Raw genomic sequence first — 16,195 nt, forward strand, 5'->3', positions numbered from 1 at the left:
CGATGCGGATTCAGGACCCGAGCACATTCTTCTTGATCCTTGTCTGACTAAGCAGATTAAGGAAAGCATCGGTGAAAACAAATGGAGACTGCCCTGAAAAAGCTTGCAGAATAGTGGTCAATATCTGATCACTGCGCAGCCCGAGATGCGTTTTAGTTCTTCTTCAGGAGTTGGCGCGGTGTGATGTGAAACTGGCGCCGAAAAGCGGTCGTGAAATTTTCTGGGCTGGAATAGCCGGCAAGAATACTCGCACTGGAAATACTGATCTCTCCCGACACCAAAGCCTCATAAGCACTTTCGAGCCTCACTTTGCGGATATACTCGAATACGCTCATTCCGTCGCAGAGCTGAAACAGGCGCTGGAGTCCGCTGACATTGATGCCAGCCGCGCGCGCTATGGTGGGCACGTTTAGCGGAGCTGTCAGATTGAGAGCGATAAATTCTTTCGCACGGGCAAGGCGCAGCCCATCCTGCCGGGTCAACAGGCGGCTGGATGAATTGCCAGTCGACACTTGAGTAATTGCCGAAAGTGCTTCGGCAATGATTTCGACCGCGCGGCTTTCCAGAAACAACTTGCGTAGTGGAGGCGCCAGAGGAGAGGGCGCCACGATCTGGTGAAGCAACTCTATCGCGCGCGGTGTCACGGTCCATCGTTGATTGGCCAGATGGTCGCTCAAAAGCTTTGCGCTGTCACCGCCAGCCTCCAGACCTTCCATGTCGAGCCATTCAGGCGAAGCAGAGACCACGAGATGCCGCAGCCGCTGACCGCCACGGGAACTGCGTTGAAAACTCTCGGGGCGGGTATTCATTATCGCCGTCCCCTCAACTGCGCCCATGCGCGCACCTTCGAAATGAAAGACCTTGTCGCCCATCTTCGTGTCCACTGCGCCGTCGAGGAAAAATATGCAGGACAAGCCGGCCGACAACTGCGAGGTGGCTGTGAACGGACGCTCCTCCAATGCATCGCTGACATGCAGGAAAAGGCCGGTGCGCAGTTCTTGGTGAATGAATTGCCCCTCGATAAGCGTATCTTCCGGCGAAAGCGTATCGTCGGGGCTGTCGAGCTTGACGCCCTCACGTTGCAGAAAGTCACGGACGAGCAGCTTCTTTTTGCCGAGCTTTGCCGCCGAGTATTGCGATGTCTGTGGGGCGATCATGAAATGACTTTCGAATGCCGCTTGGGCTTTTATCGTGGCGAGCCGGAAGGCGGACTCTCATGCCGCCAATAACGCACCGCGGTACATCTAAGTGACAGCCGCTGGAGTCTTTTGTGTTTCTGGCAAAGATTTTTCTGTTTCTGTCAAAGCTTGCCGACTTGCAGACAGGGCCGTTCTTTACGTAATCGTATCTTAATATGAATTTAGGGGTCAAGTTTAATTCGGTTGATGAGCTGGAGAGCGATCCGGGTGCCCGAAATTCAGGTATTACGTAATGCAGCAGAGGGATGGGGCTTTCGTGGAATATGTAACTGTCCGGCAATGGGGCGTCCGTAAAAGGTCAACGGGATTGTGTGTGAAACTGGCGTCGCTTCTTGTTGTGTCGACAGCGATTGGGGCCGGTGCGTCTGGGCTGGCATTTTCTCAGGAACAGTCCGCAAATCCGGCCACAAATCCGACAGTACTGAGCACGATCACGATAAACGCCGACAGTGACAGTCCGACCGGACCTGACAATTCCATCGTCGCCAAACGCACCAGAACAGCTTCCAAGACGAACACGTCGCTTCTCGAAACGCCTCAGGCGGTCAGTATTGTGACCCGCCAGCAAATGAACGATCAGGGCGCTGACACGGTTCCGCAGGCATTGCGCTACACACCGGGCGTTCTGTCGGAAGCAAACGGTTACGATATCCGTTATGACTGGATCCATATTCGTGGTTACAACACATATGGCACGATCTGGATGGATAACCTCGCTCTTCCAGGTGATCCAAGCAGTTACGCGACGCCGAGTGTGAACCCTTATGCCCTCGAAAGGATCGAGGTAATCAAGGGGCCTGCATCGGTCCTTTATGGCCGTACGATGCCTGGCGGCCTCGTGAATTATGTGAGCAAGCGCCCGCAAGCGACACCGCATAATGAAGTAGTGCTGGGTACTTCTGCTTTCGGTGGAATTCAGACCTCGGTGGATTCGACCGGACCGGTCACGAAAGACGGCGATTGGCAATACAGGTTCGTCGGACAATGGCGTAACATGCATACGCAGATTGACCAGGAACGTGATCGTGCGTTGATGTTCGCGCCGAGCCTGACCTGGAGTCCCTCAACGGATACGTCGCTGACAGTCTCCGGCTATTATCAGCGTGACCGGGCAATCTTCAATCCAAGGTTTTATCCCGCAGTGGGGACATTGCTTCCCAATCGTCACGGACAGATACCGCGCGATCTCTATCTGGGAGATCCGGAAGCCAATGAATTCAACCGTGATTTCTATACGCTCGGTTACGAATTTTCCCATGATTTCAACGAGACGTGGAGCGTAAGGCAGAATCTGCGTTATAGCCGGTCTTCGCAAGACATGTTCCTCGTACTGGTCAATCCAGCCTTTGCCTATCAACCGGACGGGCACACACTCAATCGAGCTTCAGGAGCTTCCGACGATACGCTGACATCTTTTAATGTGGATACGCAGGCTGAAGCGCGCTTCGACACCGGCGGTTTCGATCACACGTTGCTTTTCGGTTTGGAATATCTGCGCGCGACCTCTGACCGCAATTTCGGCAATGCGACAGCTGGCGTACCGCCAATCGATTATCTCAATCCTGTGTATGGCGGGGTTCCCATTCCCTATCCGGCCTATACGTCGTCTGCGTTGCAGAAGCAGCATCAGGTCGGCGTTTATATGCAAGATCAGATACGCTACGATCGCTGGGTTGGAACACTGGGGTTGCGCTATGATCGCTCGGAAATCTCAACTTTCAACCGCCGGGCGATCCCAGACAAGGCATTCGTTGAAAACAGCGAGGGCCAGGTTTCGGGACGTGCGGGGCTGACCTATCTTTTCGACAACGGTTTTGCCCCCTATGTGAGCTATTCGACGACATTCACGCCTTTGCTTGGTGTAGATGCGTTCGACGAGCCTTACAAGGCCCAGCGCGCCGGACAGCTCGAGGTCGGCGTCAAGTATGAACCGTTGGGAACCAATGCGATGATTGCCGTCTCATTGTTCAATCTCGACATCAAGAATGCGCTGACCCCTTACCTGACCACCGGCATCCAGACCGGTTATGTACAGTCCGGACGGCAACGGGTTCGGGGGATCGAGGTGGAAGGCAAGTTCGAGCTGACCCGCGAGATAGAGCTCCTCGGTTCCTATGCCTATTCGGATTCGGAAGTACTGGAGTCTAATCTGGCGGTCGAACGGGGCCGCGAAATCCTCCGCCTTCCGGAACATCAGGCGAGTATCTGGGTCAAGTACAGTCCTATGTGGGCGCCGGGGCTTTCCGTGAGTGCAGGTGTGCGTGGCTGGTCCTCCTACCAGACCGACAGCAAGTATCTGGACAAGCTGCGCATTCCCGGCCAAACGCTGGTGGACCTCGGTGCCGAATTCGATTTCGGCCAGGTCAAGAAGGATCTCGACGGTATGACACTGCGCGTCAACGCAACCAATCTGTTTGACAGGAAATACGTTTCCCATTGTCTCAACGATACGGGCGGAAGCTGTAACTACGGAGCAGGACGTGCAATCAACGCAAGCCTGAAATATAGCTGGTGAAACCGTTTCATACCAAGTTTTTTGCGCATTTCACGCAGCTATTGCTTCTCTTCGGGGGTTGCGTGGTTTGCCTTCTGTCTGGCCTTGCGGGGCCAGTCCGGGGAGCTGTAGCTGAAATCATGCTTGAGGATGCGGCTGGACGGCAGGTTCGGCTTGAAATGCCTGCAAAACGCATTGTCACGAATGAAAGCCTGTTGCTGCTGTCATTGGCCCTGATCGAGCCTGATCCCGTATCGAGGATCGCTGGCTGGGCGAACCCGCGGCGCATTGACAGCGGAATGTATGCGGCTTTTCGCCAGAAATTTCCCGCAATCGACGATATCCCGACCGTTGGCGCATTGCAGCCGGCGCAAACGTCCGTCGAAAGTATCCTCAGCGCCGCCCCCGATCTCTTCGTTATAAACCAGTGGCAGGCGGGTTGGGAGGATACGGTGTCCTTGCTGGATGCTGCCGGAATACCGGTGCTTTTTCTTGACGGCCCCGTGAATGACAAACGAGACCCACTGGAAGCGATGGCTTTTTCCGTTGAGTTGCTCGGCAAGGCAATCGGGCGTGATGCAAAGGCGGTGGAATATACGGCGTTCGTGCGCGAGCATTACACCGTTATTACCGGGCGTCTGAAAAATGTCGCGGATCGCCCCAAGGTGCTGGTTGACGGCTTTGCAAATGCAACCTGCTGTTCGACGCCAGGGCGCAACAACCGCATGACCCAGAACATCGCCCTGGCTGGCGGAGTGAGCATCGGCGCGGACGCGGTGTCGGCTTATGAGGGCAGGCTCAACGCGGAATATGTGCTTGAGGTCGATCCGCAAGTTTATATCGCCACCGGTGCGCCGAACCTGTCGCCGGAAACCAGTCTTGTGGTGGGCGGCGGCGTTTCTACGCAGACAGCACGCGCGTCGCTCCGTAATATTGTTCTCAATGGTGTTCGCCGCGATCTGACGGCGGTACGGGAACGCCGTGCTTTCGGTATTTCCCATCAAATGTCTATTTCGGCGCTGAATGTTCTGATTTTCGAGTGTTTTGCCAAATGGACGCATCCCGACATTTTTACCGACATTGATCCAGACAAGACGCTTGCCGAGATCAACCGGCGTTTCATGGCTGTGCCGATAGAGGGAACGTTCTGGATCGGTCTCGGTGACGAACCCTCCAACACCAACCCTTGATACTCCAAAGTATAGTGACAGGATTATCCATGAAACAATTCGCGGCTTATGCCAGCATTGAACTTGCGCAGCCAGACCTGGTTGTTGGCAAACTTTGCGATCACATGCTCGAGCATGACGCAGAAGTCGAGCGCGAAGTCACCGCCACGCTTTTGCGTCTGCGAGGGGCCAGCGCGCGGTTTGTTTCTCGTGGGGATGAAGTGCGTATTGATCTATCGGCTCAGAGCCTTGAGGCGCTCTACTTCATACGCATGGCCGTCGCTTCGCATATTGTGGAATTTGCGGGTGACTCTGCCCCGACAGTCGTCTGGCATGGCGATGGCACGGATATGGAGTATCCGCCCAACTTCCGCAAGTTCGAAGTGCGGGCAATTCGCAATATTACCCCGCATATGCGTCGCATCACCTTTCACTGCGAAGATGCGGCGCGTTATGTCTCGATGGATGCGTTGCACGTCAACCTCATGATCCAGCGGCCGGGTGTTGTGGAGCCGCAATGGCCACGCATCGGATCGAACGGCCTCATATGCTGGGAATATCCAGTGCTTCGGCCCGACATGCGCAAATACACCCTGCGCACGGTCGATACCGACACGGGATTGATCGACATCGATTTCGTCTTGCACAACGATGCGGGTCCGGGTTCGACCTATGCCGCTCGGGCGCGTGTCGGTGACACGGTTGGCCTTATCGGTCCGGGCGGTGGCGGTCTCATCGAAGCTGACTGGTATCTGTTTGCTGGCGATGAGACAGCGCTTCCCGCCATTGCGCGTATGCTGGAAACTTTGCCCACTTCTGCCAGGGGGCATGCTTTCATAGAAGTTGCAGATGAAAGCGAAATTCAGCCGTTGAATTTCAACGCATCGATTGAGTTGCATTGGCTTTTTCGTGGTGCGGCGTCTGCGGGTACGACAACTCTGCTGCCGGACGCGGTAAGAAGCGTGAGCTTTCCAGGTTCAGGAACACATGTTTATGTATGGGCGGGGTGCGAGTTCGATGCATTTCGTTCCATTCGTGCCTATCTTCGCGGCGAACAGAAACTGGGCAAAAGCCAACATCTCGTCGTGTCCTATTGGCGGAAGGGCGTCGATGAACATTAGAGCGCGTTCCGAAACCCGCTGCGCACATTTCTGGACGCGCTCAAGGTCCTGAGCCTAGGACACCTGGTTGAGCACCATACCGAGACAATGTCGCTTCAGCTCTACAATACGCTGATCGTCACGATGGCGAGGCCGCTCGAGATCGACAACAATGACAGGGCGGATGCATCCCGGATTCGCCTCCAGTATAATCAACGGTCGCTCAGACGGTACACTGAGCCCAAGACCGGATTGCGGGAAATTCACTTGCTCTTTCGGATCAACAGACCTTCCAGAAAAGTCCTGAACGCCTTGACGGCCCGTTTCGATGTGGCCTCTGGATCGTCGGAATTGGCAATCCATTGCGCCGCGCTACTGCTCGCCGCATTGATCAGCCGCGCGGCGGCTTCCGAATCGATATCGACGATGACCCCATCTTCCCGCAAGGCGTCGAGGCTTGTGGTGATCGTGCGGATGCAGCCATTGGCGCTCGGCCAACTGGACGGGTCGCCGAACACCGCCGGTCCGTCGCGAAACATGATCCGCTGGATTTCCGGCTCAAGCGCCATCTCGATATAGGCCGTATTCTCGTCGACAAAACCCTGCCAGCGGTCGGGCGCCTTGGCAGAAATCGTGCACAGCCTTGCGGCCATCTCGCAATCGATCTCGTTGATTACGGCCTGTAGAAGGCCCTTCTTGTCACCGAAATGATGATAGAGCGCGCCGCGTGTCAATCCGGCGGAGGCGGTAAAATCATCCATCGAAGCCTCAGTGTAACCAACGTTTCCAAAAGCCTTGCGGCCCGCAGCCAACAGCTTCGTCCTCGTTTCAGCAATCATTTCGCTTCGCGGTTTACGCATCATGATTCCTTTTATTTGCATACGCTGCGTATATTAGTTGACATACGCCGCGTATCAATTATTTAATTAACATACGGACCGTATGCAAGTGTTGTAATTTCCCCTTTCAAGGACCCACTCCGATGTCCAATCCATATAGAGAAATTTTCAGCGCCCCAGGCGCTATCGGCTTTTCGGCGGCGGCCTTTTTCGCCCGTCTTCCCATCGCGATGGCCCCTGTCGGCATCGTGGCCATGCTTGCGCAGACGCACGGCGAATATTGGCTGGCGGGCGCGGTGTCTGCCACTTTCGCGCTCACGAATGCATTCATAGCGCCGCAGATTTCACGCCTTGTCGACCGTTACGGACAAAGCCGCATCGTCATGCCTGCCACGGTCGTTTCGGCGATAGCCTTCGCCTTTCTGCTCGTAGCGACAAATCAGGGCTGGGCAAACTGGACATTGTTCGTCTCGGCATTTTTTGCCGGTGCCATGCCCAGCATCCCGGCCATGGTAAGGGCAAGATGGACGGAAATTTTCCGCAACCGCCCCGAACTGAACACCGCTTTCGCGTTCGAGTCGGCGGCGGATGAACTGGTCTATATTTCAGGCGCGTCCCTTTCCGTGGCGCTTGCGGTGTCCCTGTTCCCCGAAGCGGGGATGCTGATCAGCACGGCTTTTCTGGCCGTGGGCACGATCGCCTTCCTCCTGCAGCGTTCCAGTGAACCGCCGGTTCGTGCGCTCGATCAGGATAGCCCGCAACGTTCCGCTATCTGGTCGCGTCCCGTTCAGATCATCACGCTGGCACTTATCTTCGTCGGCTCGACCTTTGCGACAGCCGAAGTCAGTGCTGTAGCGATCACAAGCGAGCTTGGTCAGCCCGGTGCGGCCAGCCTTGTGATCGGTGTCTATGCCATCGGTTCGTTTCTTGTGGGGATAACACTCGGTGCATTGTCGCTTCGTATGCCCCTGCAGCGCCAGTTGATGATTGCCGTCAGCGTGCTGGCACTGACTGCCTTGCCATTACCCTTCGCGGGCACATCGACCACGCTTCTTGCCGTGGCGGTGTTCGTCAGCGGCGTTGCGATTTCTCCGACATTCATCACGGCCTTCGGCCTGATCGAACGCCGTGTGCCTGAGACAATGCTGACCGAAGGTATTACCTGGGTCATGACGGGTATTGGCATCGGAATGGCGCTTGGTGCGTTCGTTTCCGGTTGGGTTGTCGACAATTTCGGTGCGGCAAACGGTTTCTGGGTTTCGGTCGTGGCGAGCTTCAGCGCGGTCTTAACCGTTGCTCTTGGTCAGGCCAGCCTGTCCGGTGCACGGGAGGCCGTCGAATGCGATGCGCTATGCGTGGCAGAAGCAGCAGAATAAATAAATCGGGACGAGCGGGCTTTACCCGCTCGTCCATCTCCGTAAATACGTTTTCCGGCGGAACGAAAACAATTTGTCTTTAGAATATTCAGATCATCCCGCCTGCTGACATGAAAAATGCAGCACGCTTTTCGTGCAGTCGCATTCGAGGTCGCGCAACAAGCCGTCCTTGAGGCCATAGATCCAGCCGTGCACGACGATATCCTTGTTCTGTTTCCAAGCCGATTGCAGAACTGGCGTGCGTGACAGGCTTTCCACCTGTGAGGCGACGGTCAGTTCGCAAAGCCTGTTCAGGCGTTCTTCGGGATCGGTAAAACCGTCCAGCTCCTGTTCATTTGCCTGCGCAATATCGCGAACCGGCTGGAGCCAGTTATCGATGATGCCGTGGCCATAACCGGCCATGGCGGCACGCACGCCGCCGCAACCGTAATGACCGCAGACGATGATGTGCTTGATCTCCAGCACTTCGACGGCAAATTCAAGCACTGACAGAAGGTTCAGATCGGCGCGGTGGACGAGGTTGGCGACGTTGCGGTGTACGAACACCTCGCCGGGCTGCAATCCGGTGACGACATTGGCCGGAACGCGGCTGTCCGAACATCCGATCCAGAGATATTCCGGACGCTGCATCGATGACAGGCGGCTGAAATATTCAGGGTCTTCCTGGCGCTTTTCCGCTGCCCACTGCCGGTTATGTTCGAAAAGGTCTGATATCATGAGCCCGTCTCATCCGGATGATCTTCATTCCCAGAGATAGAGGGATATAGAAATACAGTAATTGATACCGATCAAGTATGAACTGTTTCGGCATAAAAGGAGCGGGACAATCGCCCGCTCCCCTTTGTCTTATGCCGCAGGCTTCTCGCTGCGACCAATGCCGAGCAACTGATAGAAGACGAGAGCGGCAAGCGTCGATGTTGCAATACCGCCAAGAGCGAAATCACCGATCTTCAGCGTGAAGTCGCCAGCGCCGAAGATGAGCGCCACGCCAGCGGTGAAGAGATTGCGGGAATCCGCGAAGTCCACCTTGTTGACGATCCAGATGCGGGCCATAGCCGAGGCGATCAGGCCAAACACCGAAACCGCAAGACCTGCCAGAACCGGGGCGGGGATGGTCTGGAGGATGGCGCCGAATTTCGGCGACATGCCGAGGATCAGCGCCATGATGGCAGCAATGACGAAGATCAGTGTCGAATAAACCTTGGTCATCGCCATGACGCCGATGTTTTCGGCATAGGTGGTGACGCCGGTGCCGCCGCCAGAACCGGAGATCATGGTCGCGATGCCATCGCCGAGGAAGCCGCGGCCGATATAACGATCCATGTTCTGGCCGGTGATCGAACCGAGCGCTTTGATGTGGCCGAGATTTTCCGCCACCAGAACAACGGCGACCGGCGCGATGAGGGTGATCGCCTGCCAGTTGAATTCCGGTGTGGTGAAATGCGGCAGGCCGAACCAGGCTGCGTTGCTGACGGCGGTGAAATCGATGCCGGGCACGATGCCGAGGCCGTTGCCGAGGATCAAAACCAGCAGATAGCCGAACAGCAGCGCGAAGAGCACCGACAGGCGCTTGGTTCCACGCGGCCCATAGGCGGCGATCATCCCCATGCAGAGAACGGTGAGCAGCGCGATGGTGATGTGCGTGCCGCTTCCCTTCAACTGGCCGACAGCGACCGGCGCGAGGTTGAGGCCGATGGAAACGCCGATGGCGCCGGTGACGACCGGAGGCATCAGCCGTTCCACCCAGCCCGTGCCGATGGCCATGACCACAAGGCCGATAAAGGCATAGAGCGCGCCGCAGGCGATGATGCCGCCGAGCGCGATTGCAATATTGGGATTGGGGCCGGAGCCGCCATAGCCGGTAGCGGCGATAACGACCGCGATGAATGCGAAGGACGAACCGAGATAGCTCGGCACACGGCCTGCCGTCAGCACGAAGAACAGAAGCGTGCCGATACCGGAGAAGAAGACGGCTACATTGGGATCGAAACCCATCAACAGCGGCGCAACGATGGTCGAGCCGGACATTGCAAGAAGATGCTGCACGCCCATCGGTATGGCGGCGGCGGCTGGCAGGCGCTCGTCAGGAAGCACGACGGCGTTTGATGTCAAACGCCAACTTGGAAAATAGCCCATGATGTCCCTCTGGAAAATATTATCCTGTTGCCTTTATCGCCTCATGGCGGCGATTTCCAGAGGGGAACGGCCCAATCGGCAAGCGAGTTGTTGATGAACTGTTTCTGTGATTTCACCCTGTCACGGTCACGCGGGCGGCACCTTCCGTCACCTTTCCGACGATGCAAGCAGATGGATAACCGGCGCCGCGGATGCTGTTCAAAAGCCCTTCGGCTTCCTCCGGTGCGCAGGATACCAGAAGCCCGCCGGAGGTCTGCGGGTCGGTCAGCAATTGTTGTTTCCAGAGCGGATAATCGTCCGGCAGCTGCACATCATGGCCGTAGCTTGCCCAATTGCGGGTGGAGGCTCCTGTTACAAAGCCGCCTTGCGTGAGGTGCTCGGCCTGCTTGAGAAAAGGCAGCGCAGCATAGTCGAGGCTGATGCCTGCATTCGAACCGCGCGCCATTTCGAGCGCGTGGCCAAGAATACCGAAGCCGGTGACATCGGTGACGGCATGGACGGCGTCATCCTTGCCAAGTTCGGCGCCAACCCGGTTCAGCAAGGTAACCGATGCCATCATTTCATCATAACCGGCACTGTCGAGCTCCTGTTTCTTGAAGGCAGCAGAGTAGATGCCGACGCCGATTGCCTTGGTGAGTATCAGCGTGTCGCCGGGACGCGCGCCGCTGTTTTTGCGAAGGCTGGAAAGCTTGCAGGTGCCGATAACGGCCAATCCGTAGATCGGTTCCGGCGCGTCGATGGAATGCCCGCCCGCAACCGGAATGCCAGCTTCAGCACAGATGCTGGAGCCGCCTTTCAGGATTTCGCGGATCATTTCGGCGGGCATCTTGTTCACAGGCATGCCGAGGATCGCCAGCGCCATGATCGGCGTTCCGCCCATGGCATAAATGTCGGATATCGCATTGGTGGCTGCGATGCGTCCGAAATCGAACGGATCGTCCACCATGGGCATGAAGAAATCTGTGGTGGCGATCACGCAGTTTTCGTCATCCAGTTGCCAGACAGCGGCATCGTCGCCGGTTTCCGTTCCGACGAGAAGTTGGCTGAAAGGCTGCATGGCCGGTTGGTCGGCCAGCAGGTCCTGCAGGACGGCTGGAGCCAGCTTGCAGCCGCAACCGCCGCCATGGGCAAGCGTGCTGAGACGAATAGGCGATGCGATATCCATGATGTCCTCAAAATTTATATCGTTATTTCGCGTGCGGTCATCGCGTAGCGGAAAGCATCCGCATCGAGACAATCAAGACGGGCGCTGGCGACTTCGGCCTGCGGATACATCAGGAAACCGAGTTCCGGTCCTTGGGCAGATGGCAAGGCGATATCGCTGCCATCATTGAAGGCAATCCAGTTGCCCTCCCATGAACCGAAAAGCTTTTGCCGCACGGCTGCGACACGCGGATCGTCGGCGGTCAGCCCGTCCTTTTCCTCTTCCAGCATCACCTTGCGCACATCCGCCGGATCGGTCGCGACCCAGCCAATGCCGTCAAGATAGATTTCGGCGCGACAGTGCTGGGCCTTGGTGATGACTTCGTTTTTCGCGCCAAGGCTCTTGTAGCCGAAGGCGGAAGGCGCAACGCGCACGCCATAGAGGTCGCGGGCCGGAATTCCCGCCGCCCTGACCAGAGCGACGAACAACGGATTGAGGTCGGCGCATTTGCCGCCGAGATCGCCGCTGTCGAGCATGGCGACGATATTGCCGTCACCGCAACCGCGTGTCGAGGCGCGCCGATAGGTGTTGGCCACCACCCAGTCATAGATCAGGCGCGCCTTCTCCTGATCGGTGCCTGCACCTGCAACGATCTTGTCGGAGGTTTGTTTGACGATGCCATCGACCGGTGCAAGGCGCGTCCCGGCCAGATAGCGTTCGCGTTCGGCACGGGTCAGCGGCACGGCCTTTGCCGAGGCATCGAGATTGCTTGCACGGTCTCGGGTAGAGATGAGGCTGATGATCTCGGCTTGCGGTTTTGCTTCGTTTGCGTCCCATTCGAGGTAAAGCAGGCCGGTGCCGCTGGCCGGATCACGGTCGAGCCGCGCGACCTTGGCGTTTGTCGTCCAGCGATTGCCTTCGGGACGGTTCCAGTCGTTGCCATTGAACCCCGCCATCGGAACCCAGACACGAATGATTTCTCCCGAAGCGGCAGGCGTAACGCTGGTGGTGACCTCGAAGCTGCGCCAGCCTGACGGCTGCGGCGCGAATGTGTTGCTGGCCGCAGACGCAAAATGCGGCAGCATGCTGAAGGCGGCGCAAGCCGCACCGGATTTAAGAAGTTCCCGACGGTTCATGACGATCCCCTTTTTGCTTTGAATTGTTCTTGTGCAATTGCGCGAGAAAAATCGTTCCCCCCCCCGCCTTCGGTCCGGAAAGCGGCAGGTATGCAATGATTGCAGGAAATCTGGATGCGGCTTTGCCCGATTGAAGAGAGCCTGAGATGAGGGCCGCACAACACCGTCGCACCGGGTTAAACAAGCCGACGCGAGGCAAGAGCCACTCAAAATTCAGGCCCCGAAACTCGGGAGCTATATAAGAAGCCACAAAAGCAGTCTGGCGTTTTTACACAGGAACGTCAATCAGCCAGCGCGTTTTCAAGTCATTCTCGTGATGAGGTTCATGTATTAATACCTGACAATTAAAGTCATGTTATTGATAAATGCACCGTATTGTTAATATTTTTAGCCTGCCGTTCGGTTGACAACTTGGTTTTATTGCGGTGAACTGATGTCAGGCAAGTCCAATTTAAAGAAGAGCATGCCTCGGCATTTTCTTCTGACGATCAGGGAGGTGCAGCGCAATGAATGTGGAGCTCTCACGCCGCCAGTTTCTGGGCGGAACGGGGGCGGTAGTGGCGGCTTCGGCGCTTGGGTCTTTCGGTTTCGGTGCAGTGGAAAGCGCCTATGCCGAATCCATTCGCCCCTTCAAGCTGACCAACACGACCGAAACCCGAAATACCTGCCCTTACTGCTCGGTTGCCTGCGGCATTATCCTTTATTCCAAGGGGGATGTCAGGAAAGGCGAGAAGGCCGAGCTGATCCATGTCGAAGGCGATACGGATCACCCGACCAACCGCGGCACGCTATGCCCGAAGGGTGCGGCACTGAAGGATTTCGTCAAGGCGAAGACCCGCCTGCAATATCCGCAGGTACGCGAGCCGGGTTCGTCCGAGTTCAAGCAGATTTCCTGGGAAGATGCGCTCGACCGCATCGCGCGGCATCTGAAAGACGACCGCGACGCCAACTTCATCGCGAAGAACGCGGCAGGCACCACGGTCAATCGCTGGACCTCGACGGGTTTTCTCGCGGCTTCGGCAACCACCAATGAAACAGCGTTTCTCACCTACAAGGTGGTGCGCAGCACAGGCATAGTTGCATTCGATAACCAGGCACGCGTCTGACACGGCCCGACGGTGGCGAGTCTCGCCCCAACATTTGGCCGCGGAGCAATGACCAACTCTTGGACCGATATCAAGAACACCGATCTCGTCGTCGTCATGGGCGGCAATGCGGCGGAAGCGCATCCTTGCGGCTTCAAATGGGTGACGGAGGCCAAGGCCAACCGTGGCGCCCGGCTGATCGTCGTCGATCCGCGTTTCACGCGCACGGCTTCCGTGGCGGATTTCTACGCGCCTATCCGGCAGGGGTCGGATATCGCCTTTCTGCTCGGCGTCATCAATTACTGCATCCAGAATAACAAGGTGCAGTGGGATTATGTGAAGCATTTCACCAATGCCAGCTACATCATCAAGGATGGCTTCGAATACAAGGACGGGCTGTTTACCGGCTATGACGAGGAAAAGCGGGATTACGACCGCTCGAGCTGGGATTATGTGATCGGCGATGACGGCTATGCGGTCGTTGACGACACGTTGCAGAACCCCCGTTGCGTGTGGAACCTGCTGAAGCAGCACGTTTCGATCTTCACGCCGGAAATGGTTGAACGCATCTGCGGCACGCCGAAGGAGAAATTCCTGAAAGTGGCCGAGATGATGTCCGAATGCTCGGCATCGGACAAGACGATGACGTCGATGTATGCGCTCGGCTGGACGCAGCATTCCAAGGGGTCGCAGAATATTCGCTGCATGGCGATGCTGCAGCTTATCCTCGGCAATATCGGCGTGCGTGGCGGCGGCATGAATGCGCTGCGCGGTCACTCCAACATTCAGGGACTGACCGATATCGGCCTGATGTCCAATCTTCTGCCGGGCTATATGAACATTCCGGTCGAAAAGGAAACTGATCTCGAAATCTATATGTCGACACGCGGTTTCAAGCCGCTGCGCCCGAACCAGACAAGCTATTGGCAGAATTATCGCAAGTTCTTCGTCAGTTTCCAGAAGGCGATGTGGGGCAGCGCCGCGACTGTCGAAAACGACTTTGTCTATGACTGGCTGCCGAAGCTCGACGTGCCGAATTACGACATGCTTCGTATCTTCGACATGATGTATGAGGGCAAGGTCAACGGCTATGTCTGTCAGGGCTTCAATCCGCTGATGGCGGTGCCGAACCGCAAGAAGCTGACCGACGCTTTGTCGAAGCTGAAATTCCTCGTGACGATGGACCCGCTGGAAACGGAAACCTCGCGTTTCTGGGAAAACCACGGTGAATTCAACGATGTGGATTCGGCTTCCATCCAGACGGAAGTGTTCCAGCTTCCTTCCACCTGCTTTGCAGAGGATGAGGGCTCGCTCACCAATTCCGGACGCTGGCTGCAATGGCACTGGCCCGGTGCTACGCCGCCGGGCGACGCGAAGACCGACAACTGGATCATGGCCCAGATCTATCTGCGGCTGAAGGAGCTTTATAGCAAGGAAGGCGGGGCCTTCCCCGACCCGATCCTCAATCTCGTCTGGGATTATGAGGACGAAGGCGAACCGACGGCGGAAGAACTGGCCAAGGAACTGAACGGTCGCGCCCTTGGCACGGTGACCGACCCGACCGACCCGACCAAGGTGGTTGCCGAGGCGGGCAAGCTTCTGGCCGGCTTTGCGGCACTGCGCGACGATGGTTCGACGGCATCGGGCTGCTGGATTTATTCCGGCTGCTTCACCGAGGCTGGCAACAATATGGCCCGCCGCGACAATCACGATCCGGATGAGACGGGTGCCTATCTCAACTGGTCGTGGGCATGGCCTGCAAACCGTCGCATTCTCTATAACCGCGCCTCTGCCGATCTCAACGGCAAGCCGTGGGACCCGAGCCGCAAGCTCATCGAATGGGACGGCTCAAAATGGACGGGCTATGACGTGCCGGACATCGCGCCGACCGCCAAGCCGGAAGAGGTCGGGCCGTTCATCATGAATGCGGAAGGTTCCTCGCGCCTGTTCAGCCGCGGCATGATGCGCGACGGTCCGTTCCCGGCTCATTACGAGCCGTTTGAATCGCCGGTCGCCAATGTGATTGCACCGAAGGTTCGGGGCAATCCGGTGGCGCGTGTCTTCAACGACGACTTCAAGCAGTTTGCGGAAACGGCATCGGAGGAGTTCCCCTATGCGGCGACGTCCTACCGCCTGACCGAACATTTCCACTACTGGACGAAGCACGTCATGGTGAATGCCGTTCTGCAGCCCGAGTTCTTCGTGGAAATTTCCGAAGAGCTGGCGAAGGAAAAGGGCATTGCCAAGGGCGACTGGGTGCGGGTGTGGTCGAAGCGCGGTTCGGTCAAGGCCAAGGCCGTGGTGACCAAGCGCATCAAGCCGCTCATCTGCGACGGCAAGACGGTGCATGTGGTCGGCATCCCGCTCCATTGGGGCTTCATGGGTGCCGCCCGCAAGGGCTTCGGCCCGAACTCGCTGACGCCTTTCGTCGGCGATGCGAACATTGAAACGCCGGAGTTCAAGGCGTTTCTGGTCAATATCGAGCGCTCAAGCGCGCCTGTAGCTTAGGAGGGATTA

11 protein-coding genes are annotated in these 16,195 nt (G+C 57.0%); 5 read left to right on the top strand and 6 right to left on the bottom strand.

Going from position 1 to position 16,195, the window contains the following annotated elements; translation table 11 throughout:
- Positions 1 to 152: 152 nt before the first annotated feature.
- On the bottom strand, positions 153 to 1,157 hold the full coding sequence (locus F9K94_RS08345) for a helix-turn-helix domain-containing protein (protein WP_151644864.1): 1,005 nt from the start codon (positions 1,155 to 1,157) through the stop codon (positions 153 to 155).
- A gap of 274 nt (positions 1,158 to 1,431) precedes the next feature.
- Between F9K94_RS08345 and F9K94_RS08350 the strand changes: the two genes are divergently transcribed.
- Genes F9K94_RS08350 through F9K94_RS08360 form a run of 3 tightly spaced genes read left to right on the top strand, consistent with a single transcriptional unit; the run spans position 1,432 to position 5,983 of the window.
- Complete coding sequence (locus F9K94_RS08350; protein WP_151644866.1) at positions 1,432 to 3,714, top strand: TonB-dependent siderophore receptor; 2,283 nt, start codon at positions 1,432 to 1,434, stop codon at positions 3,712 to 3,714.
- Positions 3,711 to 4,883: an ABC transporter substrate-binding protein gene (locus tag F9K94_RS08355; RefSeq protein WP_235920594.1), complete on the top strand. Its 1,173-nt coding sequence runs from the start codon at positions 3,711 to 3,713 to the stop codon at positions 4,881 to 4,883. The genes F9K94_RS08350 and F9K94_RS08355 overlap by 4 nt, the downstream gene beginning before the upstream one ends.
- Before the next feature lie 29 nt (positions 4,884 to 4,912).
- Positions 4,913 to 5,983: a siderophore-interacting protein gene (locus tag F9K94_RS08360; RefSeq protein ID WP_151644868.1), complete on the top strand. Its 1,071-nt coding sequence runs from the start codon at positions 4,913 to 4,915 to the stop codon at positions 5,981 to 5,983.
- Positions 5,984 to 6,225: 242 nt separating this feature from the next.
- On the opposite strand, the gene F9K94_RS08365 is transcribed toward F9K94_RS08360, so the two are convergent.
- Positions 6,226 to 6,822, bottom strand: coding sequence for a TetR/AcrR family transcriptional regulator (locus F9K94_RS08365; RefSeq protein ID WP_192799490.1), 597 nt, complete (start codon positions 6,820 to 6,822; stop codon positions 6,226 to 6,228).
- A gap of 122 nt (positions 6,823 to 6,944) precedes the next feature.
- Here F9K94_RS08365 and F9K94_RS08370 point away from each other — a divergent pair, with 122 nt between their 5' ends.
- Positions 6,945 to 8,177 (top strand): MFS transporter, encoded by a 1,233-nt coding sequence (locus tag F9K94_RS08370; RefSeq protein WP_151644870.1) that lies wholly within the window; start codon positions 6,945 to 6,947, stop codon positions 8,175 to 8,177.
- A 93-nt stretch (positions 8,178 to 8,270) separates the two neighbouring features.
- Here the strand turns inward: F9K94_RS08370 and can are convergent, their stop codons facing one another.
- From can to F9K94_RS08390, 4 genes are all read right to left on the bottom strand, one after another.
- Positions 8,271 to 8,894: a carbonate dehydratase gene (gene can, locus F9K94_RS08375; protein ID WP_151644872.1), complete on the bottom strand. Its 624-nt coding sequence runs from the start codon at positions 8,892 to 8,894 to the stop codon at positions 8,271 to 8,273.
- 129 nt (positions 8,895 to 9,023) lie between these two features.
- Positions 9,024 to 10,313, bottom strand: a complete 1,290-nt coding sequence (locus F9K94_RS08380) for a solute carrier family 23 protein (RefSeq protein ID WP_061346748.1) — start codon at positions 10,311 to 10,313, stop codon at positions 9,024 to 9,026.
- 112 nt (positions 10,314 to 10,425) lie between these two features.
- A complete protein-coding gene (gene selD / locus F9K94_RS08385) occupies positions 10,426 to 11,478 on the bottom strand; it encodes a selenide, water dikinase SelD (RefSeq protein WP_151644874.1) in 1,053 nt (350 codons plus the stop codon).
- A 14-nt stretch (positions 11,479 to 11,492) separates the two neighbouring features.
- A complete protein-coding gene (locus F9K94_RS08390; RefSeq protein ID WP_151644876.1) occupies positions 11,493 to 12,593 on the bottom strand; it encodes a transglutaminase-like domain-containing protein in 1,101 nt (366 codons plus the stop codon).
- A gap of 506 nt (positions 12,594 to 13,099) precedes the next feature.
- On the opposite strand from F9K94_RS08390, the gene fdnG reads away from it, so the two are divergent.
- The gene (gene fdnG, locus F9K94_RS08400; protein WP_151644878.1) at positions 13,100 to 16,186 is read left to right on the top strand and encodes a formate dehydrogenase-N subunit alpha; all 3,087 of its coding nucleotides are present in this window, start codon (positions 13,100 to 13,102) and stop codon (positions 16,184 to 16,186) included.
- Positions 16,187 to 16,195 lie beyond the last annotated feature (9 nt).

It is taken from the genome of Brucella tritici, from assembly GCF_008932285.1.
Classification (GTDB): Bacteria; Pseudomonadota; Alphaproteobacteria; order Rhizobiales; family Rhizobiaceae; genus Brucella; species Brucella tritici.

Coding starts and splice junctions, on each gene's coding strand:
- F9K94_RS08360 (WP_151644868.1), top strand. CDS start 4,913: ATGAAACAATTCGCGGCTTATGCCAGCATTGAACTTGCGCAGCCAGAC.
- F9K94_RS08370 (WP_151644870.1), top strand. CDS start 6,945: ATGTCCAATCCATATAGAGAAATTTTCAGCGCCCCAGGCGCTATCGGC.
- F9K94_RS08390 (WP_151644876.1), bottom strand. CDS start 12,593: ATGAACCGTCGGGAACTTCTTAAATCCGGTGCGGCTTGCGCCGCCTTC.
- selD (WP_151644874.1), bottom strand. CDS start 11,478: ATGGATATCGCATCGCCTATTCGTCTCAGCACGCTTGCCCATGGCGGC.
- can (WP_151644872.1), bottom strand. CDS start 8,894: ATGATATCAGACCTTTTCGAACATAACCGGCAGTGGGCAGCGGAAAAG.
- F9K94_RS08365 (WP_192799490.1), bottom strand. CDS start 6,822: ATGCGTAAACCGCGAAGCGAAATGATTGCTGAAACGAGGACGAAGCTG.
- F9K94_RS08345 (WP_151644864.1), bottom strand. CDS start 1,157: ATGATCGCCCCACAGACATCGCAATACTCGGCGGCAAAGCTCGGCAAA.
- F9K94_RS08380 (WP_061346748.1), bottom strand. CDS start 10,313: ATGGGCTATTTTCCAAGTTGGCGTTTGACATCAAACGCCGTCGTGCTT.
- F9K94_RS08350 (WP_151644866.1), top strand. CDS start 1,432: ATGCAGCAGAGGGATGGGGCTTTCGTGGAATATGTAACTGTCCGGCAA.